The organism is Arthrobacter sp. GAS37, from assembly GCF_044908325.1.
GTDB classification, from domain to species: domain Bacteria; phylum Actinomycetota; class Actinomycetes; order Actinomycetales; family Micrococcaceae; genus Arthrobacter; species Arthrobacter ramosus.
Map to the genome: position 1 here is coordinate 99,389 of NZ_JBIYDB010000009.1, position 24,929 is coordinate 124,317.

General features: G+C 65.1%; 23 protein-coding genes. 16 read left to right on the top strand and 7 right to left on the bottom strand.

What is annotated here, in order from left to right; all coding sequences use genetic code 11:
* The first annotated feature begins 4 nt into the window (after positions 1–4).
* The 6 genes from hisB (at position 5) to ABH924_RS10270 (ending at position 4,660) form a co-directional block, all read left to right on the top strand.
* Positions 5–631 (top strand): imidazoleglycerol-phosphate dehydratase HisB, encoded by a 627-nt coding sequence (gene hisB, locus ABH924_RS10245; protein WP_404498535.1) that lies wholly within the window; start codon positions 5–7, stop codon positions 629–631.
* The gene (gene hisH / locus ABH924_RS10250; protein WP_404498537.1) at positions 628–1,383 is read left to right on the top strand and encodes an imidazole glycerol phosphate synthase subunit HisH; all 756 of its coding nucleotides are present in this window, start codon (positions 628–630) and stop codon (positions 1,381–1,383) included. The genes hisB and hisH overlap by 4 nt, the downstream gene beginning before the upstream one ends.
* Before the next feature lies 1 nt (position 1,384).
* Positions 1,385–1,543 carry a hypothetical protein gene (locus tag ABH924_RS10255; protein WP_234753137.1) on the top strand — a complete coding sequence of 53 codons (159 nt, stop codon included), beginning with the start codon at positions 1,385–1,387 and terminating at the stop codon, positions 1,541–1,543.
* A gap of 78 nt (positions 1,544–1,621) precedes the next feature.
* Positions 1,622–2,368 (top strand): bifunctional 1-(5-phosphoribosyl)-5-((5-phosphoribosylamino)methylideneamino)imidazole-4-carboxamide isomerase/phosphoribosylanthranilate isomerase PriA, encoded by a 747-nt coding sequence (gene priA / locus ABH924_RS10260; protein ID WP_234753138.1) that lies wholly within the window; start codon positions 1,622–1,624, stop codon positions 2,366–2,368.
* On the top strand, positions 2,368–3,267 hold the full coding sequence (locus ABH924_RS10265) for an SseB family protein (protein WP_404498540.1): 900 nt from the start codon (positions 2,368–2,370) through the stop codon (positions 3,265–3,267). The genes priA and ABH924_RS10265 overlap by 1 nt, the downstream gene beginning before the upstream one ends.
* Before the next feature lie 58 nt (positions 3,268–3,325).
* Positions 3,326–4,660, top strand: coding sequence for an MFS transporter (locus ABH924_RS10270; RefSeq protein ID WP_404498542.1), 1,335 nt, complete (start codon positions 3,326–3,328; stop codon positions 4,658–4,660).
* An 85-nt stretch (positions 4,661–4,745) separates the two neighbouring features.
* Here ABH924_RS10270 and ABH924_RS10275 read toward each other — a convergent pair whose 3' ends face one another.
* A complete protein-coding gene (locus ABH924_RS10275) occupies positions 4,746–5,132 on the bottom strand; it encodes a DUF1844 domain-containing protein (RefSeq protein ID WP_234753141.1) in 387 nt (128 codons plus the stop codon).
* 377 nt (positions 5,133–5,509) lie between these two features.
* On the opposite strand from ABH924_RS10275, the gene infC reads away from it, so the two are divergent.
* The 5 genes from infC to ABH924_RS10300 all read left to right on the top strand — a co-directional run bounded on the left by infC (position 5,510) and on the right by ABH924_RS10300 (position 9,511).
* Complete coding sequence (infC, locus tag ABH924_RS10280; RefSeq protein ID WP_404498544.1) at positions 5,510–6,580, top strand: translation initiation factor IF-3; 1,071 nt, start codon at positions 5,510–5,512, stop codon at positions 6,578–6,580.
* Positions 6,581–6,697: 117 nt separating this feature from the next.
* A complete protein-coding gene (rpmI, locus tag ABH924_RS10285) occupies positions 6,698–6,892 on the top strand; it encodes a 50S ribosomal protein L35 (RefSeq protein ID WP_059387794.1) in 195 nt (64 codons plus the stop codon).
* Between the two features lie 117 nt (positions 6,893–7,009).
* Positions 7,010–7,540, top strand: coding sequence for a 50S ribosomal protein L20 (rplT, locus tag ABH924_RS10290; RefSeq protein WP_234753143.1), 531 nt, complete (start codon positions 7,010–7,012; stop codon positions 7,538–7,540).
* Positions 7,541–7,593: 53 nt separating this feature from the next.
* A complete protein-coding gene (locus ABH924_RS10295) occupies positions 7,594–8,490 on the top strand; it encodes a TrmH family RNA methyltransferase (protein ID WP_404498547.1) in 897 nt (298 codons plus the stop codon).
* 103 nt (positions 8,491–8,593) lie between these two features.
* Positions 8,594–9,511: a cation diffusion facilitator family transporter gene (locus ABH924_RS10300; RefSeq protein ID WP_404498549.1), complete on the top strand. Its 918-nt coding sequence runs from the start codon at positions 8,594–8,596 to the stop codon at positions 9,509–9,511.
* 47 nt (positions 9,512–9,558) lie between these two features.
* Here ABH924_RS10300 and ABH924_RS10305 read toward each other — a convergent pair whose 3' ends face one another.
* Positions 9,559–10,767: an MFS transporter gene (locus ABH924_RS10305; RefSeq protein WP_234753146.1), complete on the bottom strand. Its 1,209-nt coding sequence runs from the start codon at positions 10,765–10,767 to the stop codon at positions 9,559–9,561.
* Between the two features lie 147 nt (positions 10,768–10,914).
* On the opposite strand from ABH924_RS10305, the gene ABH924_RS10310 reads away from it, so the two are divergent.
* Positions 10,915–11,355 carry a (deoxy)nucleoside triphosphate pyrophosphohydrolase gene (locus tag ABH924_RS10310; RefSeq protein WP_404498552.1) on the top strand — a complete coding sequence of 147 codons (441 nt, stop codon included), beginning with the start codon at positions 10,915–10,917 and terminating at the stop codon, positions 11,353–11,355.
* Here the strand turns inward: ABH924_RS10310 and ABH924_RS10315 are convergent.
* Positions 11,352–12,446, bottom strand: coding sequence for an Rv2578c family radical SAM protein (locus ABH924_RS10315; RefSeq protein ID WP_234753148.1), 1,095 nt, complete (start codon positions 12,444–12,446; stop codon positions 11,352–11,354). The two genes, ABH924_RS10310 and ABH924_RS10315, sit on opposite strands and share 4 nt — an antisense overlap.
* A gap of 125 nt (positions 12,447–12,571) precedes the next feature.
* Between ABH924_RS10315 and pcp the strand changes: the two genes are divergently transcribed.
* Positions 12,572–13,219, top strand: coding sequence for a pyroglutamyl-peptidase I (pcp, locus tag ABH924_RS10320; RefSeq protein ID WP_404498554.1), 648 nt, complete (start codon positions 12,572–12,574; stop codon positions 13,217–13,219).
* A 28-nt stretch (positions 13,220–13,247) separates the two neighbouring features.
* Here pcp and ABH924_RS10325 read toward each other — a convergent pair whose 3' ends face one another.
* Complete coding sequence (locus ABH924_RS10325; protein ID WP_404498556.1) at positions 13,248–13,904, bottom strand: SIMPL domain-containing protein; 657 nt, start codon at positions 13,902–13,904, stop codon at positions 13,248–13,250.
* 186 nt (positions 13,905–14,090) lie between these two features.
* On the opposite strand from ABH924_RS10325, the gene pheS reads away from it, so the two are divergent.
* The 3 genes from pheS (at position 14,091) to ABH924_RS10340 (ending at position 18,396) form a co-directional block, all read left to right on the top strand.
* Positions 14,091–15,152 carry a phenylalanine--tRNA ligase subunit alpha gene (gene pheS / locus ABH924_RS10330; RefSeq protein ID WP_078105647.1) on the top strand — a complete coding sequence of 354 codons (1,062 nt, stop codon included), beginning with the start codon at positions 14,091–14,093 and terminating at the stop codon, positions 15,150–15,152.
* Positions 15,153–15,154: 2 nt separating this feature from the next.
* Positions 15,155–17,704: a phenylalanine--tRNA ligase subunit beta gene (gene pheT, locus ABH924_RS10335; protein ID WP_404498558.1), complete on the top strand. Its 2,550-nt coding sequence runs from the start codon at positions 15,155–15,157 to the stop codon at positions 17,702–17,704.
* Between the two features lie 128 nt (positions 17,705–17,832).
* Positions 17,833–18,396, top strand: a complete 564-nt coding sequence (locus tag ABH924_RS10340) for a 4'-phosphopantetheinyl transferase family protein (RefSeq protein WP_404498560.1) — start codon at positions 17,833–17,835, stop codon at positions 18,394–18,396.
* A 9-nt stretch (positions 18,397–18,405) separates the two neighbouring features.
* Here ABH924_RS10340 and ABH924_RS10345 read toward each other — a convergent pair whose 3' ends face one another.
* The 3 genes from ABH924_RS10345 to ABH924_RS10355 all read right to left on the bottom strand — a co-directional run bounded on the left by ABH924_RS10345 (position 18,406) and on the right by ABH924_RS10355 (position 24,829).
* Positions 18,406–19,785, bottom strand: coding sequence for a M1 family metallopeptidase (locus ABH924_RS10345; protein ID WP_404498562.1), 1,380 nt, complete (start codon positions 19,783–19,785; stop codon positions 18,406–18,408).
* 83 nt (positions 19,786–19,868) lie between these two features.
* Positions 19,869–23,756 carry a Pls/PosA family non-ribosomal peptide synthetase gene (locus ABH924_RS10350; RefSeq protein WP_404498595.1) on the bottom strand — a complete coding sequence of 1,296 codons (3,888 nt, stop codon included), beginning with the start codon at positions 23,754–23,756 and terminating at the stop codon, positions 19,869–19,871.
* Between the two features lie 107 nt (positions 23,757–23,863).
* Positions 23,864–24,829 (bottom strand): quinone oxidoreductase, encoded by a 966-nt coding sequence (locus ABH924_RS10355; RefSeq protein WP_234753155.1) that lies wholly within the window; start codon positions 24,827–24,829, stop codon positions 23,864–23,866.
* Between the last annotated feature and the right edge of the window lie 100 nt (positions 24,830–24,929).

Genomic DNA, 24,929 nt, shown 5'->3' on the forward strand with positions numbered 1-24,929 from the left:
ATCAATGAGCGAAAACGGCGCCAGCACGGCGGCCGCCCGGACAGCACGCATGGAACGCACCACCAGTGAGTCCTCCGTCCTGGTTGAAATCAACCTCGACGGCACGGGAGTCTCGGATATCAGTACCTCGGTGCCGTTCTATGACCACATGCTGACGGCGCTCTGCAAGCATTCGCTCATCGACATGACCGTCAAGGCGACCGGAGACACCCACATCGACGCCCACCACACCGTGGAGGATGTTGCTATCACCTTCGGTGAGGTCCTCCGCACCGCCTTGGGTAACAAAGCCGGCATCCGCCGCTTCGGCGAGGCCACGGTCCCTCTGGATGAAGCGCTGGCCCACGCCGTCGTCGACGTCTCCGGACGCCCTTACCTGGTCCACAGCGGTGAGCCCGCCGGCCAGGAATACCACCTGATCGGTGGACACTTCACCGGTTCGCTGACCCGCCACGTCTTTGAGGCCATCACCCTGCACGCCGGCATCTGCCTTCACATGAATGTCCTGGCCGGTCGGGATCCGCACCACATCGTGGAAGCCCAGTTCAAGGCGTTCGCCCGTGCGCTCCGTTCCGCCGTCGAGTCCGACCCCCGCGTCGAAGGCATTCCGTCCACCAAGGGCGCCTTGTGAGTAGGCACATCCTCAAGGATGGCGCTGTCGTGGATCCGAAGGCCGCCAGCCGCACTGCCTCGCCTGAGGGAAAACCGACCGTAACGGTCCTTGACTACGGCTCGGGCAATGTCCGCTCGGCGGTCCGGGCGCTTGAGCGTGCCGGAGCGGCAGTCACGTTGAGCGCCAAGCCCGAAGATGTCCTGAACGCTGACGGGCTCCTGGTCCCCGGCGTCGGCGCCTTCGAAACGGTGATGCGCGAACTCAAGGCAGTAGACGCCATCCGGATGATCGGCCGCCGTGTCGCCGGGGGCCGGCCCGTCCTGGGCATCTGCGTCGGGCTCCAGGTGTTGTTCGAGGCCGGAGTGGAGCACGGTACCGAGGCCGAAGGCATGGGCGAGTGGCCCGGGAAGGTGGAACTCCTCCCTGCGCCCGTTGTCCCGCACATGGGCTGGAACACCGTGGACGTGCCCGAAGGCTCAAAGCTGTTCGCCGGCGTCGAGCACGAACGCTTCTATTTCGTTCACTCGTACGGCGTGCAGAAGTGGGAATTCGACGTCGTCCAGCCCCGCATGGCTCCGCCGAAGGTGACCTGGTCCGAGCATGGCGCCCCCTTCATCGCCGCCGTGGAAAACGGTCCGTTGTGCGCCACGCAGTTCCACCCCGAGAAGTCGGGCGACGCCGGAGCGCGGCTCCTGCGAAACTGGGTCGATGGCTTGCGCCCGCAGGCAAAAACCCAGCCGCAGGCGGCCGGGGCCGGAGGCGCTGCCTAATATGTGGTCTGTTATCTTCATGGGCGCGGCCGGGCTGTTGGTTGGCGGCGGAATCTCCTTCCACCAGCAGAAACGCCCCGCCTGGGTCTCTATTTCGTTCTACGTCCTGGCCGGCCTGGCATTGCTGGCGGCCTACCTCTTCACCCTGCCTTCCAAATGAGTGCACCTGCCAAATGACTGCGCCTGCCAAATACCTGCCGGGCAACTGACGCCCCTCCCCACAAGACCGAGGACTTCAATGACCACCGCCTCCGAACTGCCCGTCCTGGAACTCCTGCCCGCCGTCGACATCGTGGACGGCCAGGCCGTCCGACTCCTTCAAGGAGAAGCCGGCTCCGAGACCAGCTACGGCACCCCGCTGGAAGCAGCACTGAACTGGCAGAACGCCGGAGCCGAGTGGGTGCATATGGTGGACCTGGACGCAGCTTTCGGCCGCGGCAACAATGCCGACCTCATCAGCGAGGTCGTCTCGCAGCTGAACGTCAAGGTGGAGCTGTCCGGCGGACTGCGCGACGACGAATCCCTCGAGCGTGCACTTGAGCTCGGCGTCGCCCGCGTGAACCTCGGAACCGCCGCGTTGGAGAACCCCGAATGGACCCGTCGGGCCATCGACCGCTTTGGTGACAAGATCGCCGTCGGGCTCGACGTCCGTGGCACAACGCTCGCGGGCCGGGGCTGGACCAAGGAGGGCGGGGATCTCTGGGAGGTGCTGGCCCGCCTTGAGGAGGCCGGTTGCGCCCGCTACGTGGTCACCGACGTCACGAAGGACGGAACGTTGCAGGGTCCCAACGTCGAGCTGTTGCGCCAGATGGTGGAAAAGACGGGCAAGCCTGTCGTTGCGTCGGGCGGCATCTCGAGCCTCGAGGACCTGCGTGTCCTGCGGGAGCTCGTACCGCTCGGGGTCGAAGGAGCGATCGTCGGCAAGGCGCTGTACGCCGGTGCCTTCACGCTTCCGGAAGCCCTGGACGTCGCCGGCCGCCGCTGATGTCGCAGGATCCACGGTCCCCGGCTGACAAGGCTTCGATTCCGGCACCCCGGCAGTTGCCCGGGCACATTGCTGCAGCCCTGGCGGGTGCCGGGGGAGCAGGCGATTCTGCCGGCCGGCCCTGGGCGGGCCGCAACCTGGGCGGAGACGCCGCCAAGATCCACAATTTCGAGGACGACGACGGAACGGCCGACGCCGGGTACCTCGCCGCCGTCGCGGCCCTGCTCGCCGGTACCGGCAGCGAGGCCGGCGTAGTGGCTTCGTTGGCAACGGCCAGGGTCTTTGTCCCGGTGGTGGCCCAGCTCGCTGAGGAAGCCGAAGGCGTGGACGGCCTGCATGCCGACAAGCAGGCCGACATGGCGCTCGTGACACTGAAAGCGCCGGATGGCCGCACGGCTATGCCCGTGTTCACCTCGGCTGCCGCCCTCGAAGCGTGGCACCCACAGGCTCGTCCCGTCGCGGTTTATGCGGCCCGGGCGGCGTTGTCTGCCGTGTCGGAGGGAGCCCAGCTGCTTGTCTTGGATCCCGGTTCGGATGTCACCTTCGTCGTGCGCCGGCCTGCCATGTGGTCACTGGCGCAGCAGCGCGACTGGACGCCGTCGTACCTTGATGATGAACTGGAGTCTGCTCTCAATTCCTTGGCTGGGACGTACCCGGCCGTGCGCAGCCTGGAGATGCGGCCAGGATCGGGTATGGCTTCGCGCACGGCTGATGGATCGGCCATGGCCGGCGGGGGACCCGGGCCCGAATTGCGCGTGGTTCTGTACCTCGAAGACGGTCTGGATGCCGCCGCGGTGCAGGATCTCGTCTCCGGGCTGAACGGACGTTGGGCGCAGAACGAATTGTTCGCCGAGCGGGTTGACTCGATCGAAGTCAGCTTGCAGCGGGCGGCACAGTAGCCGAAGGCACAGGGGGAACGTCCTTGTCCTGCCCTCGGCAGAACAGAGGATGTATCTCGTGAATTTCTCTCTCTACCGGGAGATGCTTTCCATCACGTCCGTGCGGCGTCTCCTGCTGGTGGGCATGGTGGCCCGCATACCGCACTCTGCGGCGGGGGTTCTGCTCACCCTGCACATCGTGCTGACCCTGGGCAAGGGATACGCTGCCGCAGGTGCTGCCGCCGCGGTATTCACCATCGGCATCGCGATTGGCGCTCCGTGGCGAGGGCGGCGCGTGGACACTGTCGGCCTGCGCAAGGCGCTTATTCCGTCGGTGGTGTCTGAGCTGGTGATTTGGTCCGTGGTGCCGCACGTCAGCTACGAATGGATCCTTCCGCTCGTCTTCGTCGGGGGCCTGTTAACGCTGCCGATCTTCAGCGTCATCCGGCAGTCCCTCGGTGTGCTGGTTGACGGCGAGCAGCGGCGTTCGGCCTATGCCTTGGACTCCATTGGCACCGAAGTGGTCTTCATGATCGGCCCCGCGGTGGGCGCGGTCGTGGCTACCAGCGGGTTCACGGTCCTCGGCCTGACCATCGTGGGTGTGTGCACCTCGGCCGCCGGGCTCTTCCTGCTGTGGTTCAACCCGCCCACCCGGAGCGAGAGCGTCCTGGATGCCGGCCAGACGGCTGACCGGGATGCCGATGAGCTTCATGCGGCCGAAGCTGCGGTGGTGGCGTCGGCGCCGGCCCATCTCCAGGAAGCCGCTGCAGAGATGGCTCCGACGGTCTCGCAACCTTCCGGGCTGCGGGGAAAGATGGCCAGGAACTTCACGTGGTTCACTGCGGCGGTCGCCGCCGTGTTCGCCGTCGCCGCAGGATCCGGCATGGTACTGAGCGGTACCGACGTCGGAATCGTCGCGGTGTTGCAACGCGGCGGGCACGAGAGCGAGATCGGAATTGTTTTCTTCTTCTGGTGTGCCTCTTCGGTAGTCGGCGGGCTCATCTACGGCGCCATGCACCGGCCCGTCTCACCCATCCTGCTCCTGCTGGGCATGGCGGCCTTGACCATCCCGATGGGCTTCGCCGGGGACACCTGGACCCTTGCTTTGTTGTCCCTGCTTCCCGGCCTGCTCTGCGCGCCGGTGTTGTCCGCGGCTTCGGAAAAGGTCGCCGACATCGTGGATGAGGACCGGCGCGGCGAGGCAATGGGCTGGTATGGCTCGGCTCTCACGGCGGGCGTGGCCTTCGGTTCGCCGGTCGCGGGGCTCTTTATCGACGGCGTGGGGCCGTGGGCCGGCTTCGTCGCCATCGGGACGGCGGGAGTGGTGCTGTGCCTTGCCGGGCTGTTCCTTCAGCTGCGTCGGCGCAGGATCATGACCACCACCCGGGCGGGCGCGGAGGATCCCGCCAACTGAGTTGCGCCTAAGCGGCCAGGATACGACGACGGCGGGCCGGCCAAGGAGGCCAGCCCGCCGTCGCGGTCGTACGGGTTAGTCCGTGTCAGTTGACCGGGCCGGTGAATTTTTCGCCCGGGCCCTTGCCCGGTTCGTCGGGGATCAGGGAAGCTTCGCGGAACGCGAGTTGCAGGGAGCGGAGGCCATCGCGCAACGGGCCAGCGTGCTGCGAACCGATTTCCGGTGCTGCGGCGGTGACCAGACCGGCCAAAGCGGTGATCAGTTTGCGCGCTTCGTCCAGGTCCTTGAGCTCCCCGGCTTGGGGGTCGTCGGCCAAGCCCACCTTGACGGCCGCTGCGCTCATGAGGTGAACGGCGCCGGTGGTGATGACCTCAACAGCCGGAACTTCCGAAATGTCGCGGATCTGCTGGCCTACTCCGGCGTCGGTGCCGGTGGGCTCGTGGTCGAGGGAATTGCTGTCAGAAGTGCTCATGCTGGTAAGCTTGTCACAGACCGACTGGAAGTTGCCATTTCCCATGGCACACGCAGCGCTCGGCCACCCATCGTTAATGTGCGGTTGGTTGCCGATTTCTGTAGAATTGATTTTCAGTTTGCAAGCGGAGTTCTCTCCCACCCGCGTCAGCCGTTTCCCTTCGGGGATGTAAGTTGCCGGGTACCTGGTCGGACACCGTTCAAGGTCAGCCTTGAATGGTGCGAACGCTCCATTGAGGGGCCGTCTCCGATCTTCGAGGCCTTCGATTGCGCCAGCAATTGGGGGCCTTCTCTATTTGCCGGTGGAATACTCATCACAACAACAGGAGCTTTGACATTAGCGAGCCAAGAATCAATGAGCGTATCCGCGTCCCCGAGGTGCGTTTGGTCGGCCCTGCCGGCGAGCAGGTTGGAATCGTCCGTATTGAGGACGCCCTGCGTCTGGCTGCCGAGGCTGACCTGGATCTCGTTGAAGTTGCACCGCAGGCGAAGCCTCCGGTGTGCAAGCTGATGGACTTCGGCAAGTACAAGTACGAAGCCGCTGTCAAAGCCCGTGAGGCCCGCAAGAACCAGACCAACACGGTTCTCAAGGAAATCCGCTTCCGCCTGAAGATCGACACCCACGACTACGAGACCAAGCGCGGCCACGCGCTTCGCTTCCTGGGCGCCGGTGACAAGGTGAAGGCCATGATCCAGTTCCGTGGACGTGAGCAGCAGCGTCCTGAAATGGGCATCCGCCTGTTGCAGCGCTTCGCTGAGGACGTTGCCGAAGTTGGCGTGATTGAGTCCAGCCCGCGCATCGATGGCCGCAACATGGTCATGGTGATTGGTCCGTTGAAGAACAAGGCTGAGGCCAAGGCCGAGGCCCGCCGCGCGGCGCAGCGGGCAGAAGCCAAAGCCCAGAATGAAGCCAAGGCTGCAGGCCGGATTGACGTCTCAGGCGAGGATGCTCCCTTGACCCAGTCACTCGCGGACTTGCTCCCGGCGGAACTCTTGACCCAGGCTGGGGAAACCCAGACCGAGGAAACCCAGGCCGAGGAAACCGCTCCCGACGCCGTTGAGGCGGAGGCTGCTGAAGTCGAAGAGACTCCGGCCGCTGAGGAAGCGGTTGCCGAAGAAGCCCCTGTGGTTGAAGCAGCCCCCGTAGTTGAAGCAGCCCCGGTTGTCGAAAAGGCTCCCGTGGTTGAAGCAGCCCCGGTTGTCGAAAAGGCTCCCGTGGTTGAGGCAGCTCCGGTGGCCGCTCCGGTTGCCGCACCGGCACCAGTGAAGGCACCGGCACCGGCAAAGGCTCCTCAGCAGGCAGCTTCGAAGCCTGTTGTACCGGCTGCCCCCAAGCCTGCTGCCACGCCAGTACCGAAACCGATGGCGAAGCCCGCGGTTCCGAAGCCCCCTGCTCGACCGGCAGCCCCCAAGGCCGCTCCGAAGCCAGCGGCACGCAAGACCAACTAGTCACGCCGCCGGAGGCATCCCCTCCGCCCGGCACGAAAGCAGCAGCCGCCCCCTATGGGGTAGCTGCACGAAAGAACTGCAGACCCAATCTGCGGACACGTAAGGAGATCGGTTCCCATGCCGAAGATGAAGACCCACAGTGGTGCTAAGAAGCGCTTCAAGCTGACCGGTACCGGCAAGCTGAAGCGTCAGCAGGCCAACCGCCGCCACTACCTGGAGCACAAGTCCTCCACCCTGACCCGTCGCCTTGCCGGCGACAAGATCGTCTTCAAGGGCGATGCCAAGGTCATCAAGAAGATGCTCGGCGTCTAAGTTCCAAGTTTTCTGGTTGCTGCCATCCGGTAGCTGCCGACTACACCAAAGCCTTCTCAGGCCGGCCGGGTTTCCGGCAGTAGCAGCTTGGGATAAGAATTTTGAAGGAGTACGCACGTGGCACGTGTGAAGCGGGCGGTAAACGCCCACAAGAAGCGTCGGGTTGTCCTTGAACGGGCCAAGGGTTACCGCGGTCAGCGGTCTCGCCTGTACCGCAAGGCAAAAGAGCAGCTGCTGCACTCGTTTGTGTACAGCTACGGCGACCGCCGCAAGAAGAAGGGTGACTTCCGTCGCCTCTGGATCCAGCGCATCAACGCTGCATCCCGCGCCAACGGCCTGACCTACAACCGTCTGATCCAGGGCCTGAAGGCCGCTGAGGTCGAGGTTGACCGCCGCATGCTGGCAGAGCTGGCCGTTTCCGACGCCAACGCTTTCGCCGCGCTGGTCAAGGTTGCCAAGGATTCCCTGCCTGCCGACACCTCCGCTCCGGCCGTCAAGGCCGAAGCCGCTCCGAAGGCTGCCGCCAAGACTTCTGCGGCTACCAAGGCTGCTCCGGCAGTCAAGGCCTCCGTTTCCGAGGAAGAGCCCGCTGCCAAGGCCCCCAAGGCCAAGGCTGCGAAGAAGCCAGCCGCTGAAGCTGCTGAGTAGCACTCGTAGCCTCAGTTCATGGGACAGTGGCAACTGCCACTAAAGTTCTGTATATGAACGAAACCGGGCGCCCGCAAGAACTTCCGATGTCCAACCCCCGAGCCGATCGGGTCAGGGATGTCGCGAAGCTTGCAGGGCGCCCGGCCCGTTTAAAGCGCGGTCGGTTCCTCGCGGAAGGCCCCCAGGCCGTCCGCGAGGCGCTCGTCCTGCACCGGGAGCGGGCCGCGGCGGGGGAGCCCGGCGTCGTACACGAAGTCTTCGCGAGCGAAAGCTGCCTGGACCGGCTCCCTGAACTGGCCGAGCTCGCCGACGGCGTTGCCTTGCGGCTCGCGAATGACGATGTCCTGGCCGCCATGGCGGACACCGTCAATCCCCAGGGGATTGTGGCCGTCTGCGGTTTTGTGGACGTCAGCCTTGAATCAGTGCTCGACGCCGGACCGCGGCTGATCGCCGTCATGTGCCAAGTGCGGGATCCCGGCAACGCCGGAACGGTACTTCGGGCCGCTGATGCGGCCGGGGCGGATGCAGTGGTCTTGACGGCCTCCAGCGTTGATATTTACAACCCGAAGGCTGTGAGGTCCACGGCTGGTTCGCTTTTCCACCTGCCGGTTGTCCTGGGTGCGGACGTCGAGGAGCTCGTGGCCCTCTGCAAGGAGCGCGGCATCGGGATCCTCGCCGCGGACGGTTACGGCACCCTCAACCTGGACAAACTTCAGGACGAGAACGCGGCACGCCGCCTGGGCGCGTCGGCAGCGCCTTCCGCCTACGCACTCGAAGCCCCGACGGCCTGGCTGTTCGGCAACGAGGCGCAAGGACTTTCAGACTCGGAGCTGGCCCTTGCCGACCATCGTGTCGCAGTGCCCGTCTACGGTTCGGCGGAAAGCCTGAACCTCGGCACAGCTGCCACCGTCTGCCTTTACGCCAGCGCACGCTCCCAGCACGCCTCCTGACAATTTCTCGGCAGGTACGGTATTGCTTGCAGGGGCGCGACCCCGCGGTCCGTTCCTGCCGATTCACTCACATCCCCTGAACCGAAGAAGAGGTGGAGCTTTCGTGGCTGCAAATGGCGGTACCAAGGCAATCGTGGCGGCATTGAGTGCCAACCTGGCGATCGCTGTGCTCAAGTTTGTCGCATTCGTCCTGACGATGTCGTCGTCGATGTTGGCCGAGGCAATCCACTCGGTAGCCGACTCCGGCAACCAGTTGCTGCTGCTGCTTGGCGGGAAGCGGGCGCAGCGCGCCGCAAGCCCCGAACACCCGTTTGGCTATGGCCGTGAACGCTACATCTACGCCTTCATTGTCTCGATCGTGCTGTTCAGCGTTGGCGGCCTCTTCGCGCTGTTCGAATCCTGGGAGAAATTCCAGCACCCCCACGCCATTGAAGGCGATTTCTGGTGGGTCCCGCTGGCCGTGCTGCTCGGTGCGATTGTGGCGGAATCCTTCTCTTTCCGCACCGCAATCCACGAATCCAATCCCTTGCGCGGCAAACAAAGCTGGATCAAGTTCATCCGCAACGCCAAGCAGCCGGAACTGCCCGTGATCCTCCTGGAGGATTTCGGAGCTCTCCTGGGCCTCGTTTTCGCGCTGTTCGGCGTGAGCCTGACCCTCATCACGGGCAACGGCTTGTGGGACGCCGCGGGCACAGGGATGATCGGCCTGCTTCTTGTGGGAATCGCCGTCGTGCTCGCGGTCGAAACCAAGTCCTTGCTACTCGGCGAATCAGCCACCAAAGAGGACAACGCGCGGATCACGGAAGCAATTGAGTCCGATGGCACGCGCATCATCCACCTCAAGACCATGCACCTGGGCCCGGAGGAGTTGCTTGTCGCTGCGAAGATCAGCGTGGGCGCGGCAGATACCGGTCAGGCGATCGCCAAAGCGATCGACGCCGCCGAACTCAGGATCCGCACTGCAGTACCGATCGCCCGGGTCATCTACCTGGAGCCCGACGTCGAGCGGGTCCAGGTCTAAGCAGCCCCGCGACAAGAGAGCGGCGGGGGGCGCGTTATCCGCCAGCACTATGCCGCCAGCGGCCGCTTGCGCTCCAACCAGCCACTGATGCCCGCGACGCCGAGCCCAAGGATGGCCAGGACAGCGCCGACGAGGGCAGGGGCGACGTATCCCCAGCCCCAAGCGATGACCACGCCGCCGAGGAACGCGCCGAGGGCGTTGGCGATGTTGAGGGCGGAGTGGTTGAGCGAAGAAGCCAAGGATGGGGCGTCCGGCGAAGCGTCCAGGAGGCGCGTCTGCAACGGCGGGATAAGCATGGAGCCGATACCGCCGACGATGAAGACCATGATGAATGCCGACCACGCCCAGTGGGCGGCGACCGCGTAGGCCACCAGCGCCAAGGCGATGAGGGGAAGGACCCGGTAGATGGTTCCCATGACGGACTTGTCGGCGATGCGGCCGCCGAGGATATTGCCTGCCACCATGCCGAGTCCGTAGAGGGCGACTACGAGGGGTATCAGCGACTGTGGGATGCCGGCCACGGACGTCATGGTGTGGGAGATGTACGTGTAGGTCGCGAAGAAGCCGCCAAAACCGATGATTCCGATCAGCAATGCCAGCCACACCTGAATGCGCTTGAGGGCACCAAGTTCCCGGCGGATGCTCGCCTCCGGGTGGGCAGGCTCAAAGGGGACAAACTTCCACAGCAACACGCTGGTGGCCAGGCCGATGACTCCCACCACCACGAAGAGCAGGCGCCACCCGAAAGTCTGGCCGAGCCAGGTAGCCGCAGGAACACCGATGACGTTGGCGATGGTAAGGCCGCCCATGACCATCGAAATTGCCCAACCGCGCTTGGTGGGAGCAACCAGGCTCGCCGCAATGACAGCGGCGATCCCGAAGAAGGCGCCATGCGGCAGTCCCGAGGCAAACCTCGTGATCAACATGGTTCCGTAGTCCGGTGCAATGAAGGACGTCAGGTTCGCTATGGAGAGGAACAGCATGAGTCCCAAGGCAAGTTGCTTGCGGGGGAGCCGGGCGCCCAGCGCCGCGAAGATCGGCGCACCCACTACGACGCCCAAGGCGTAGGCGGAAATGAGGTTCCCGGCCTCGGGAGTGCTGATGTTGAGTCCCTGCTCGATCTCCTTGAGCAAGCCCATCATGGTGAACTCCGTGGTTCCGATGGCGAATCCACCCATGGCAAGGGCGAAGATCGCCAGCGACACGTGACGGCTTCCGGTCTTTTGGGAGGTCTTGCTGACAGCGGTAGTGGTCATCGTCCTGTTTCTTGGGGGGCGAGCGGGATGTCACTCGAAGGGAATAAAGCCGACTTTTAAGCTTAGTGCGAGTCTCCGGCGAATGTGCCTGAATGTGACAACTTCCATAGGCAGGGGTGATGACCTGACGGCCAATAGACTGTTGCGGTGACTGGACTGATAAGCGTGGCGGGCGCCGCCGTCGTCGATTCCCTTGAAAACCCGAAGCGGCTGCTGGCCGCAAGACGCAGCGCCCCGCCGCAATTCGCGGGAATGTGGGAGTTTCCGGGCGGCAAGCTGGAGGCGGGGGAGTCCTTCGAAGACGCGCTGCACCGCGAACTGCTCGAGGAACTCGGGATCACTGTCCGGCTTGGGGCCGAAGTGGAACCGGACGCAGGCGCCGGTTGGCCCCTGAACGAGCGGGCCGTCATGAGGGTATGGTTCGCCGAACTGCTTGACGGCGAACCGCGTCCGCTCCAGGACCACGATGAACTCCGATGGGTTCCGCTTGGCAATGGAGAGGAGGCGTTCACCTTGCCGTGGATTCCTGCTGACCTGCCGATTGTCCGCGCACTGCTGGAACGGGTGGCCTCCGGCCTGCTCGGCTAGAAAAGAGTGGACTGACCAGTTGTTGGAAAGGAAGTCGGTGGAAGGGAAGCCGATGTCTCCTTGCCCGCGGTCGCGTTCCTGTGGCTGAAACCGCTGCTCCCGGAAAAGCCGTGACGGGCCTTGAAGTAGTTGATGCGGCCGGTTAACCATGTCCTGTATTCCTTCGAGGCGTACGAGCCTTGGCCGTAGAGACGCTGGTACTTGCCGACAAGGCGGGGGTGGTGTGCCGCCAGCCATTGCATGAACCATTCCCGCGTGCCCGGCTTCAGGTACAACGCCCCGGCAGTCACCCCAGTGGCGCCGGCTCCGGACAGGGCGGTAAAGAGCGACTCCAGGGCGTCATCGCTGTCCGTCAGCCACGGCAGGATGGGCATGGCCATGACACCACAAGGCAGCCCGGCCTCGCGCAGCCGGCGGATGAGCTTGAGCCTGGCGCGCGGTGCGGGCGTGCCCGGTTCCACCGCCGAGGCCAGGGCTTCGTCAGTCATGGCCAGCGAGATTCCCAGATCCACGGGCACTTGGCTGGAGGCGTGCTTGAGGAGGGGGATGTCGCGGCCCAGGAGGGTTCCCTTGGTGAGGATGGAGAACGGAGTACCGGAATCGGCCAGGGCCCGGACGATCCCCGGCATCAGCTGGTAGCGGCCCTCTGCCCGCTGGTAGGGATCCGTATTGGTGCCAAGGGCCACATGATGGTGGCCCCACGACGGTTTGGACAGTTCCTTACGCAGGACCTCTGCCGCGTTGATCTTCACTATCACTTGGGAATCGAAATCGTGTCCGGCGTCGAACTCCAGATAGGTGTGGCTCTTGCGGGCGAAGCAATAGACACAGGCGTGGCTGCATCCGCGGTAGGGGTTGACCGTCCATTCAAAAGGCATCTGGGAACCGGACGCCACCTTGTTGAGCACCGATTTGGCGGTGACCTCATGAAAGGTGACTCCGGAGAATTCGGGAGTTGAGACGGAACGCACAAGCCCGGCCAGCGGCAGCAGTGCGTCCGAAGCTGGGGCGGCTCCGGACAGAACGCTGTTGCTGTTGTCTCCGGGTGCCGGACCACGTTGTGGTGAAAGTGCTTGTGCGTCCCATCTCATGGCCTCCATTCGAATATATGTTCTAACACTTGTCAAGGCCTGTGAAAGAAGGCCTGTGAAAGAAGACCTGTGAAAGATCGAGCGGGGAACCCGGAAGCCGGGTCCGCTGTTGCTAGGGTGGGTTCATGATTCTGCTGACGGGATTCGAACCTTTTGGCGGCGATTCCAGCAATCCCTCGTGGGCTGCAGTCCTCGAAGCGCAGGAAATTTTGCGCGCCGAAGGGCATGAAGTGGAAACGCTCGAACTACCGTGCATTTTCGGGGAATCCGCTGCGGTCCTGCGCGAGGCCATGGGGAGGGTGCGCCCGGAGTTGGTCGTCTGCGTCGGGCTCGCCGGCGGCCGGGACCGGCTCTCCCTGGAGCGCGTGGCCATTAACTGCGATGACGCCAGAATCCCGGACAACGCCGGAAACAGGCCCATCGACGAACCGGTGGTGCCGGGAGGGCCCGCGGCGTACTTCAGCACACTGCCGGTGAAGTCCGCGCTGCGAGCGCTGCAGATCGCCGGAATCCGCGCCGAAGTCTCGCAGACCGCCGGGACGTACGTATGCAACCATGTGTTCTATGCCCTGATGCATGAGCTCTCCAGAGCTGTTGCGCGGCGCGCGCGAGGTGGCTTCATCCACGTTCCCTATGACAAGGCGCACCTGCCGCAGGGTAGTGCCGCGCCCGGCATGGCGACGCAGGACATGGGCCGGGGGATCGCCGTCGTCGTTCGCACTGCGCTTGAGACTCCGGTGGACGCGAAGCTGTCCGCGGGAGCTGTTCACTAGACTGGCGCCGCCCACCTAGGGTCACGGATCAGCCGGCGTCACTCTCGGGCGAATCCAGCTCCCACTGCACCACAACGCTCGCGGAAACCGCTACCAGTCCCGCTTCGATGGCCACGCCTTCGCTCGCTGAGGCGCGCTGCAAACCGGCCAACATGGGCACCGGCGATCCATGCTCCGGCCGCTGATCGATGGATAGCACTTGCCCCAAGCGGGCGCCGGCAAGTGCGGCAAATCGGGCCGCCTGCGCTTCGGCTTCCCGCCATGCAGCCTCTTGTGCCCGCGCCGCGACGGCCGGGGCATCCGTGAATCCTTGTTCGATCCCGTTGATGCGAAGGCTGTCACCGCCTGCAGCCACCGCGGCGGAAATGGCCGCGGGGGCCGCTGACGACGGGCCGACCCGGGCAACCAAGGTGGTTGATGCAACATAACCAGTGACCTTTTGCCCCTGGTGTTCGGCCCAGACGAGTTCGGCACGCAGATTGAGGCCACTAGTCCGCAGGTCAAGACCGGCCACACCGTGCCCTCGCAAGGCCTCCGTCACAGCCGAGGCGATCGCTCCGGCGTCGCCATACGCAGCTTCGGCGGCGTCGCGCCTGACCTCGACGGCGAGCGTGAGCGTGAGCAGGTCGGGAACGGCTTCAGCGGTTCCTTCTCCGGTGACAGTGATGGTGCGGACCGGTGTCATGAGGCCATGCTAGCCCCGGGCGCTGGCGAACGCCGTCCGGACGGTGTCACGGGTTAAAGCCCCGCCCAACCCTTCTACTAGACTGGATGTTAGTGCTCGCCGGACGCGTCCAGCGAGCATCGCTCCTGCTTTTGCCATGGCCCTGCCTGGTGAAGACTATTTCCGACTCGTAGCTAAGAACAGTAGATGACTGACACTTTGCCGGGCGCTGCCATCCCGAACCCTCTGGATGAGGCCGCCATCACCGCTGCCGTTGAGGAAGCCGTCGCCGCGATTGCTGCTGCATCCTCCCTCGAAGAACTCAAAGCCGTCCGCTTGGCGCACACCGGCGAGAAGTCGCCCTTGAGCCTAGCCAACCGTGAAATCGGTGGCCTGCCCAAGGAGCAGAAGGCCGCCGCAGGCAAGCTCATGGGTTCCTCCCGTGGCCGCGTCAACCAGGCGCTCGCGGCACGGACCGCTGTGCTAGAAGCCGAAAACGACGCCCGCATCCTTGTGGAGGAAACCGTCGATGTCACGGCAGCGCCGCGGCGGCGCCGTGCCGGTGCGCGCCACCCGCTGTCCACCCTGCAGGACCGCGTGGCGGACATCTTCGTCGGCATGGGCTGGGAAATCGCCGAAGGACCCGAGGTCGAGTCCGAGTGGTTCAACTTCGACGCCCTCAACTTCAAGCCCGACCACCCCGCCCGCGAAATGCAGGACACCTTCTTCGTGGAGCCTCCCGAGGCGCACCTGCTCATGCGCACGCACACTTCCCCGGTACAGGTCCGCTCCATGCTGGAGCGCGAAGTGCCCATCTACGTGCTGTGCCCGGGCAAGGTATTCCGCACCGATGAACTCGATGCCACCCACACGCCCGTGTTCCACCAGTTCGAGGGCCTGGCCATCGACAAGAAGCTGAGCATGGCCGACCTGCGCGGCACTTTGGAGCACTTCGCCCGGCAGATGTTCGGAGACGAGGCACAGATCCGCCTGCGTCCCAACTACTTCCCGTTCACCGAGCCGTCCGCGGAGCTGGACATTTGGCACCCCGGCGCCAAGGGCGGTCCTCGCTGGATCGAATGGGGCGGCTGCGGCATGGTCAATCCCAACGTCCTGCGCGCTGCCGGCATCGACCCGGACGAGTATTCAGGTTTTGCTTTCGGCATGGGCATCGAGCGCACGCTCATGTTCCGCAACGAGGTCGGCGACATGCGCGACATGATCGAAGGCGATGTACGTTTCAGCGAGCACTTCGGGATGGAGATCTAACAGTGCGTATCCCACTTTCATGGCTGCGTGAATTCGCGCAGGTTCCGGCCGACGCCACGGCCGAAGACGTCATGGCGGAACTCGTCAAGGTCGGCTTTGAAGAGGAAGCCGTCCACCGCCCCACGGACGAACTCAAGGGTCCCATCGTGGTGGGCCAGGTCCTGAGCCTCGTCAAGGAACCGCAGAGCAACGGCAAGACCATCAACTGGTGCCAGGTCCGCGTGGTCCCTGAAGGCCAGGAGCAGACCCTGACCGGCAAGGGCATCGACCCTTCCGGGGTTCAGGGCATCATTTGCGGTGCCCATAACTTCGTCGAGGGAGACAAGGTTGTGGTGACCCTCCCGGGCGCCGTGCTCCCGGGTGATTTCCACATTTCCGCGCGCAAGACGTACGGGCACCTGTCCGCAGGCATGATCGCCTCCGTCCGTGAACTTGGCATCGGCGAGGACCACGACGGCATCCTGGTGCTTTCCCGCATTGGCCTCGATCCCGAAATCGGCACCGACGCCATGTCCCTTCTGGGCCTCTACGACGAAGCCGCCGAAATCAACGTCACTCCGGATCGCGGCTACGCGTTCTCGATCCGCGGCGTGGCCCGCGAATATGCCCACGCCACCGGAACCGTCTTCACGGACCCGGCAGCGAAGGTCAATGCCCCTGCGGCAGTCTCCGGCGGCTACGGCGTCAAGCTCAACGACGACGCGCCCATCTACGGCAAGCCCGGTTGTGACCGCTTCGTGGCCCGCACGGTCCGCGGTGTGGACGCCACCCGCCCCACCCCGCCATGGATGGTCTCCCGGCTGCGATTGGCAGGCATCCGCTCCATTTCGCTGCCTGTCGACATTTCCAACTACGTGATGCTCGAACTCGGCCAGCCGAACCACTGCTACGACCTCGACAAGCTTTCGGGCGACATCGTGGTCCGCCGCGCCGTCGCGGGGGAGAAGATCACCACCCTCGACGACAAAGTGCGTGCGCTCGACGTCGAAGACCTCCTGATCACCGACGACTCCGGCGCAATCGGCATCGCCGGCGTCATGGGTGGAGCCAACACCGAGGTTTCCGATTCGACCACCAACATCCTGGTCGAGGCAGCGCACTTCGACGAGGTCTCGATCGGGCGGTCCCGCCGCAGGCACAAGCTGCCGTCAGAGGCGTCCAAGCGCTTCGAACGCGGAGTGGATTGGCAGGTTGCCAGCGTTGCTGCCCAACGCGTCGTCGACCTCCTGTTTGAACTGGCCGGCGGGACGGCAGACGAAGCCGGTACCGACGTCGGGACCGCGCCTGACGCGGTGACCATCGAGCTGCCGGCCGGCTACGCGGCCTCCCGGATCGGCATCGACTTCACCGAAGAACAGATCACGGGTTCCCTTAAGGACCTCGGCGCCATCGTCCTAAGGGACGAGGTGGGCGGCTCCTATGTGGTCACGGCACCGAGCTGGCGCAATGACCTGGAAACCAAGGAAGACCTCTCCGAGGAAATCGCACGGCTGGTTGGCTACGACAACATCCCGGCCACCCTGCCTGTGGCCCCTCCAGGCCGCGGCTTGACCCGGACACAGCAGCAGAAACGCCGCGTGGTCCAGGCGCTCGCCGACGCAGGGCTCACCGAGGTCCTCTCTTACCCGTTCGTTTCCAAGTCGGCCAATGACACCTTCGGCGTTGCGGAGGAAGGCGCGGCACGCACCGCCCTCAAACTGGCCAACCCGATCAGTGAGGAACACGGTTACCTGCGTACCTCCGTGCTTCCCGGCCTGATCGAGGTTGCCCGCCGCAACCACTCCCGCGGGTTCCGGGACCTCGCCCTCTTCGAGGCAGGCTCGGTGTTCCTTCCCGACGGTCAGCTGGGCACGGCATCCATCCCGCCGCTGGGCGTCAAACCTTCCGACGAGGTTCTTGACGGACTGTACGACGGCGTCCCGGACCAGCCGCTGCACATCGCCGCTGTTTTGACCGGCCATGATTCCCCGGCCGCGGCGGCCCACACTCCGCGTGCCTGGGACTGGGCCGACGCCCTGGATGTTGCCCGGCTCGTCGGCGACGTCCTCGGGGTGGAACTCGTGGTCAGCCAAGGCAGCCACCAGGCGTTCCACCCTGGGCGTGCCGCCCAGTTGGCGCTCCGCTCCGGCGACGTCGTGGGCTACGCCGGCGAATTGCACCCCAAGCTGCTCGCCGCACATGACATGCCCGCACGTTCCGTGGCGCTCGAGCTCAACGCGGATGCACTCTTCGACGCCGCTCCGGACGTCATTGTTGCCAAGCACATCTCCGGTTTCCCGGTGGCCACCCAGGACGTTGCCCTCGTGGTGCCGCAGGACGTTCCTGCGGACGCCGTACTGGCCGCCCTCCGGGAAGGCGCCGGCGAACTCCTCGAAGACGTCGCCCTGTTCGATGTCTACGCGGGCCAGGGCATCGAAGACGGCAAGAAGTCGCTCGCCTTCGGGCTGCGATTCCGTGCCACGGACCGCACCTTGACCGCCGATGAGGCATCGGAGGCACGCGAGGCCGCCGTCGCCGTCGCCGCAGAGCGATTCGGGGCGGTCCAGCGCTGACGAGTACCAACCCGGGGATCCAGGGGCTGGCTGTTCACATCCAGCCCCTGGATCCTGCTGATTCCGCCGCCATCGAGAAGACGGCGGCGGAATTGTTGTCTCCGGCCGAGACCCTTCGGGGAGACGCCATGGCCCCGGTCTTCCGAATGGAGTTCCTGGCGTCCCGGCTGGCGCAACAAAACTTTGCCGCAACCCTCCTGGGTGTTCCCGCTTCGAGGCTCCATGCGGCCTATGAGTGCCCGGAATGCGGTGCCGGTCCGGACATCGCACATGGCCGGCCCGGGTACCTGCTCGACGGCGACCCCGCACCCCTGGTGCTCAGCGCCTCACGGTCGTCGGGCTGGGTGCTGTTTGCCGCCGTCGTGAATCCGGAACCCGGGCTCCGGGTGGGCGTCGATCTGGAGAATACGGCGGGCACGGAGTTCGCCGGCTTTGACGACGTTGCCCTGACCGCACGAGAGCGGCGCCATCTCAACGCGCTGGAGCCCGGGCGTCGGGCTCAGGAGCGCGCACGATTGTGGGCACGCAAGGAAGCCTGGTTGAAGATGACTGGCGAAGGGCTCAGGGTGGCCCCGGATTCCCTCGATGTGCTTGAAAGGCCGGGGCTGTGGGACCTGGACCTCCCGGCCAGCGCCGACGGTCGGGACCTTCCGGCCGGACTGCTTGCCGCCCTGGCGGCAACGTCCCGCTGAATCCGGGGATCAGCCGAAGGCGGGCAGCCTTGCTTGGTACAGCCACGGTTCCAGGACGGTGGCCGCATCGAGCCCCGGGACGTAAGCGTTCGTCGCGGCGATGAATTCCGCCGTGGACACCGAGCTGTGGCGCTTGACCTCGGTCCAATGCCGCAACAATCCGAAGAACACTGCGTCCCCGCACGCGAGACGGACGGCGTGGAGGGCAAGGGCCCCGCGCTTGTAGACGCGGTCATCGAACATGTGCTCCGGTCCGGGGTCGCCGATCACCAGGTCCTGGGCGCCCGCGTCGAGCTTGCGCCACGCGGCCCTTGCACGGTTGGCGAGGGACATGACGCCGGCTTCCTCGGACCAGATCCACTCGGCGTAGCACGCGAAGCCCTCATGCAACCAGATGTCCCGCCAACTGCTCACCGTGAGCGAGTTGCCGAACCACTGGTGGGACAGCTCGTGGGCGATGAGGCGCTGCGCGTCCCACGATTGCTCCATGTGGTTCCTCCCGAAGATCGAGAGGGTCTGGGCCTCAAGGGGGATTTCCAGTTCGTCCTCGGTCACGACGGCCGTGTATTCCGCAAAGGGATACGGACCGAAACACTCCACGAAGGTGCGCATCATGTCGGCCTGCCGTGCCAGGCCTTCGCGGGCCTCGGTCAACAAACCAGGGGTGACTGCAACGAACTGGGGCACCGGGGCCTGCCGCAGGGCTTCGGCATGAGGGGCGGTCCCGGTGCGGGCCCCACCGAGGGAGGGGCTGAGTTGGTGAAGCCGGTAGCGTCCGATTTGCACAGTGGCGAGATAGCTTGCCATCGGCTCGCCCTGTTCGTAGACCCAGGTTTCGCGGCTTGATTTCCTGCTGTGGGAGACGAGGCGGCCGTTGCAGATGGCGCGGTAGTTGTCGTCGGTGGTGATACTGATCAAGTAGCTGGACTTGTGCCGCGGATGGTCGTTGCACGGGAACCAGGACGCGGCACCGTTCGGCTGCCCGGCAACCAGGACGCCGTCGTCGAGCTCTTCCCAACCGACCTCGCCCCACAGGCCCCGGCGCGGCTTAGGATTGCCGTCGTAGCGGAGCTCAATTGTGAAATGCCGGCCTGTCCGCAACCGGTCCTTGGCCGTAATCACGAGGTGCTCGCCGCGGGTACTGAACTTCGGCACTTTCTTGCCGTCCATCAAGATTTTGGAAGCCTTCAGGCCCACCAGATCCAGGATCACCGAGTCCGTGTCTTCGAGGGCTATGCAACGAAGCATCGCGCGGCCGTTGAGCCGGTTGCTGCCCAGGCTATAGTCCAGGTCCAGCTCGTACCTCAGCACCTGGAATGCCGTGCTCCCGTGGTGCAGGGTGTAGGGGTCGACGGCAGTTGTGGTTGTTCCTGGTTCGCTGCGGCTCATGTGCGCTGGCTGCCTCCGTGTAGCTTGCTGTGCTGCTGTTGTCATGCGCTGGTGGTTTTCACCGGTCCTCTTGCCAATCTACGCTACGGCCCGGACCACGGGCTGACGGGATTGCCCATCCAATAGGTGCCCGCAGGAACAGTCTCGCCACGCATGACCAGCGACGCCGGTCCCACCGTTCCGCCGGCCCCGATGCTGGCCCGCGGCAGGATGACGCCATGCGGGCCCATCGTGGCGCCGTCCCCAAGGACAACGGTGTCGATGGCCATGATGCGGTCGTGGAAGAGATGTGTCTGGACCACGCAGCCACGGTTGACCGTGGAGCTTTCGCCGAGCGTGACAAGGTCGGCTTCGGGCAGCCAATAGCTCTCGCACCAGGTACCCCGGCCGATTTTCGCGCCGAGCGCCCGGAGCCACCACACCAACGCCGGCGTGCCGGACGCCGAACGTGCGAACCACGGAGCGCTCACCATCTCGATGAAGGCGTCCACCACTTCGTTGCGCCAGATGAACGAGCTCCACAGGGGATGCTCGCCCGCTTTGATGCGGCCCACCAGTATCCACTTTGCGGCAACCGAACTTGCTGCGGCCACGGCACCTGCGGCGAGGACCACGACGCCCCCAAGGACGGCCGCGAGCCAGTAGGAGGACTCCGTCGCGATCCAGTCGAGGACCAGCATGATACCGACGGCGATCCCCACTGTCAGGATGACCGGCACCAGCCGGCACAATTCCCAAAGGGCCCGTTTGGTCTTGAGGGCCAACGGCGGGTTGAAGGTGAGGCTCTGATCTGCATTGACGGCGGTCCGGCGCAGCCTGACAGGCGGACTGCCCAGCCAGGAGGTGCCCGATTTTGCCTTGGCCGGCGTGGCCGACAGGACCGCGACCAGTGAGTTCTTGGGCACGCTTCGGCCTGCTGCGGTCATCCCGGAATTGCCGAGGAATGAGCGTTTGCCGATCTTGGCCGGACCAATCTTCATCCAGCCGCCGCCAAGCTCGTAAGAGGCCACCATGGTGTCGTCGGCGAGGAACGCGCCTTCGCCGATGGTCGTCATGCGTGGCAGCAGCAGCACCGTGGAAGCCTCCACGTTACGGCCAACTTTGGCGCCCAGCAGGCGAAGCCACACAGGGGTGAAGAGGCTGGCGTAGATGGGGAAGAGCAGGTCCCGCGCCATGTCGAGCACACGTTCAGTGGCCCAAACCTGCCAGCCGACGCGGCTGCGGACCCGATAGTACCCCTCCTTGAGACCGACGCCGAGCATCCGGGTGGTCGCCAGGATCAGCAGGAGATTGCACAGGAACCAGGCCAGTGCCGCCAAGGGAATGGCAAGCAGGAGTTCTGGGAAGGCATCCTGCAGGGAACTCCTGCCTTGGATGAATGCCAGAATGACGATCGCGGCGACGAATGCCGAAATGTAGGGGATCAAGGCAAGCAGCGCCGAGGCCGCAGCGAACGCCGCAAACCAGAGCCGGCCGATCAGATGGTGCGACGACGGGGTCTCGGGCCATCCATTCTTGGCTTTGCCACGGCGTTCTGCGGGGGAGCCGGCAACAAGATGCCCGGCCCTGACCTTGCCCAGCACCGCGGAACCGGGCTCCACACGCGCACCTGCGCCGATGCTGGTTCCTGGCATGAGCGTGCTGCGGGAGCCCACTGTGGCGCCGGCACCTACATGGATGGCGCCGATGTGGACATAGTCACCGTCGATCCACCAGGCCGAGAGATCCACTTCGGGTTCAATGTTGCAGCCGCTGCCCAATGACAGCAGCCCTGTGACCGGAGGCAAGGAGTGCAAATGGACGTTGTTACCGATCTTCGCCCCCAGCGCCCTGGCGTAGTAGGGAACCCACGGAGCGCTGGCAAGGCTGATGGCGCCCGAAAGATCCTGGATCTGTTCGGCCAGCCATAGCTTCAAGTGGACTTTGCCTGAGCGCGGGTAGGTTCCGGGCCGGACTCCACGCAAGAGGGTTCGCGCGGCCAGGATCGAGATGCCCATGCGTCCGGGCGGGCTGACGAACACCAGCCAAGATGCCAGGATCCACCACCAGGACACGACGGGAGCGGCTGTGAAACCGGCGAAGTCGGCCAGCAAATGGTTCGCGGCCATGAGGTAGGTGAGCCAACGCATGCCCACCAGGATGTTGAGGAAAATCCCCATCAGGGTCTGGAAGATCTGCGATTTCCGGGAGGTGGGCCGAACCGTGCGTTCCGCCGCCGGCCCCTGGATGCCGCCTTCCGGCAGTGACTGCCGCGCGGCGTCGATCAGGGCACCGACGCGGGGTGTCGCGTAGATTTCGGCCACAGTGATGGTGGGGTAGCGCACGCGCAACGCCGAGACGAGTTGTGCAGCGGCGAGGGAGCCGCCACCGTAGGCGAAGAAGTCGGCGTCGAGCGAGGTGACGCTCGAGCCGAGGACGCTTTCCCATTGCTCAACGACCCACTGGGCGTCCTCGGGCAGGTTGAGGGGTGCCTTGTCGGCATCCGCGGCGCCCGCGCCCGCCAACGGCCAGGGAAGTGAATGCCGGTCCACTTTGCCGCTGGTCTTCGTCGGAAGCGAATCCACCACCGTCAGCAAGGGGATCAGCGCGGCGGGAAGGCTTTCCGTGAGCAACTCGCGGGAAGCTGCGAGGTCGATGTCCTCAGGTCCGGCCGGAGCCAGGTAACCGACCAGTATCTGGTTCCCTGCCGCCGTCGTGCGGACTGCAGCCGCGGCACCTGCGACTCCCGGGAGGGCCTGCAGGGCGGCGTCGATCTCACCGAGTTCGATGCGCCGGCCACCAAGCTTGACCTGTTCGTCCGCGCGGCCTTGGAAGATGAGGCCGGCTTCCTCGTAGCGGACGAGGTCGCCGGAGCGGTAGGCACGTTCCCACCCCAGGGACGGCATGGGGGCGTATTTTTCGGCGTCTTTGGCCGGATCGAGGTAGCGGGCCAGTCCGACGCCGCCGATGATCAGTTCGCCCGTCTCGCCTTCCGCGACCGGAACCCCGGCGGCATCGACGACGGCGAGGTCCCAACCGTCCAGTGGCAATCCGATCCGGACGGGGCCATCCCCGCCGAGGGGAGCCGCGCAGGCCACGACGGTTGCTTCGGTGGGGCCATAGGTGTTCCACACTTCGCGGCCGTCCACCGCGAGGCGCTCAGCGAGTTCGGGCGGGCAGGCTTCGCCGCCGAAAATGAGCAGGCGCACGTTCTCGAGGGCTTCCGTCGGCCACAGGGCCGCGAGCGTGGGAACGGTAGACACCACTGTGATGCCGTGGTTGATGAGCCATGGGCCAAGGTCCATGCCGGAACGCACCAGGGCGCGCGGGGCCGGGACGAGGCAGGCACCGTTCCGCCACGCCAGCCACATCTCCTCGCAGGAAGCGTCGAAGGCCACTGAAAGGCCGGCGAGGACCCGGTCCTGCGGACCTATGGGATCTTGCTGGAGGAAGATCCGGGCTTCGGCGTCAACAAAGGCAGCAGAGGAACGGTGCTGCACCGCCACACCCTTGGGCGTGCCCGTGGAACCTGAGGTGAAGATGACCCAGGAATCGTCATCCAGTCCCGGGGAACGCGGAGCCGGGTGCGGTGTCGGGCGCTCCGCGGACACTTCGATCCTGCGGCCCTTGGTGACGACGGCAGACACTTTGGCTTCTCCGAAGACCAGCCTTGCCCGTTCCTCGGGATCGTCAGCGTCCACGGGCACATAGGCGGCCGCAATCGAGAGGATCCCCAGGATGGCGATGTAGAGATCGTTGGATCCCGAGGGAACCCGCACACCGATCTTGTCTCCGGGGCCCAGTCCGGCTCCGTTGAGCGCGTCAGCAAAACCGCGTACCTGCACCATGAGCTCGGAGTAACTCAGCGACTTGTGCCCGTCATCGAGGGCAGAGGCCTCCGGGAAAGTCAGGGCCGTGTCCTGGAGGATCTCAATGAGGGTGCGTGCCGACGGCGCGGCTGCCGAGCCTTGCAGCTGGGGCAGATGCACCACTTGCAGTTCCAGGCTGTCCGCCGGGATTTCATGTTCCTGGGTCACGTTCGGAGCTTCTCGGATTGAGGTGAACAAAAAGTGTCAGCGGTCGCGTTTCCGTGCTGCGGTTATGGGACCAACAGTAGCTTGCCCGTGGTCTTGCGGGCTTCCAGGTCGCGATGGGCCTGGCCGGCTTCGGCGAGCGGATAAGCTCCGCCAATCCGCACCTTGAGCACACCGCTGGCGGCAGCCCCGAAGACTTCGGCCGAACGCCAGCGCCGCTCCTGCGGGTTCCGGAGGAAGTGGCCAAGCGTCGGGCGTGTCAGGGACAACGATCCGCCAGCGTTCAGTCGCTGGGGGTCAAAGGGAGGAACGGGTCCGGACGCTGCCCCGAACAGGACGAGCGAGCCGCGGATGCGCAGGCTCGCAAGGGAACCGTCAAAAGTATCCTTGCCGACGCCGTCGTACACCACGTTGACGCCTTCGCCGTCGGTCAGCTCGCGGACTTTGTCCGCAAATCCGGTGTAGCGCAGGACCTCGTCCGCGCCGGCTTCCCGGGCAAGGGCTTCCTTCTCGTCCGAGGAGACAGTGGTGATGACGCGGGCGCCCCGGGCCTTGAGCAACTGCGTCAGGATGAGTCCCACGCCGCCGGCGCCGGCATGGGTCAGGACGGTGTGGCCCGGTTCCACACGGAAAGAAGAATTGATCAGGTAGTGCGCTGTCATTCCCTGCACCGGCAGGGCTGCCGCTGTGTGGTCGTCGACGCCGTCCGGCACCGGAACCGCTTTGTCGGCGTCTACCAGGGTGTACCCGGCGTAGCTACGGGATCCTTCAGCGGTAGCGACCCTGTCCCCGACGGCGAAGTCCTCGACGTCTGCGCCGATGGCCTCCACGGTGCCGGCCGACTCGGAGCCGGGGGTGAACGGATACTCAACCTTGTAGATGCCACTGCGCTGATAAGTGTCAATGAAGTTCACTCCGGCGGCTGCAACTTTGACGAGGAGCTCGCGCGGGCCCGGGACCGGAACCTCTGCCTCGGTGACTTCGAGGACTTCGGGTCCTCCGGCTTGCCGGACAATGATTGCATGCGTCATGGGTCTCCTTCTCCGTCGAGGCACTTTCGTGCCCGCATTCACACACCCATCCTAGGGAGCGGAGTCCGTCGAGTGTCGAGTCAACGGCTTGGGGCCGTGT